The organism is Halobacillus litoralis, assembly GCF_009856415.1.
In the GTDB taxonomy this organism is placed as follows: Bacteria; Bacillota; Bacilli; order Bacillales; family Halobacillaceae; genus Halobacillus; species Halobacillus litoralis_C.
On sequence record NZ_WMEZ01000025.1, the window covers coordinates 1 to 535 of the forward strand.

Annotated in this window: 2 tRNA genes and 1 rRNA gene; all 3 read right to left on the bottom strand. The window is 46.4% G+C overall.

Features of this window, described 5'->3' with window-relative positions:
* Positions 1-217: 217 nt before the first annotated feature.
* A tRNA-Ala gene (locus tag GLV98_RS19905) sits at positions 218-293 on the bottom strand.
* 8 nt (positions 294-301) lie between these two features.
* Positions 302-378: transfer RNA gene (locus tag GLV98_RS19910), tRNA-Ile, on the bottom strand.
* An 85-nt stretch (positions 379-463) separates the two neighbouring features.
* A 16S ribosomal RNA gene (locus GLV98_RS19915) occupies positions 464-535 on the bottom strand; the annotation flags it as partial.

The window sequence follows — 535 nt, forward strand, 5'->3', positions numbered from 1 at the left end:
CATCGGCTCCTAGTACCAAGGCATCCACCGTGCGCCCTTATTCACTTAACTATCTTCGTGAAAAGACGTTTACAATTTCAATTAGATGTCTTGTCATCAATTGCCTCATCGTTAGATGAAACAATGAATCCTTATCCAGTTTTCAAGGTTCACGCCCTTATCCAGGGTTGAATATAAAACACAAAATAGATTCTTGTGTTTAGGTGTAACATTTAAATGGTGGAGCCTAGCGGGATCGAACCGCTGACCTCCTGCGTGCAAAGCAGGCGCTCTCCCAGCTGAGCTAAGGCCCCTTTTTGAATGGTGGGCCTGAGTGGACTTGAACCACCGACCTCACGCTTATCAGGCGTGCGCTCTAACCAACTGAGCTACAGGCCCATCCAATTGAAGGAAGATCATATTTTCATAGTTTGATCTCTCAAAACTGAACAACCAACACAGTACGTTTCCGTTATATCCTTAGAAAGGAGGTGATCCAGCCGCACCTTCCGATACGGCTACCTTGTTACGACTTCACCCCAATCATTGGCCCCAC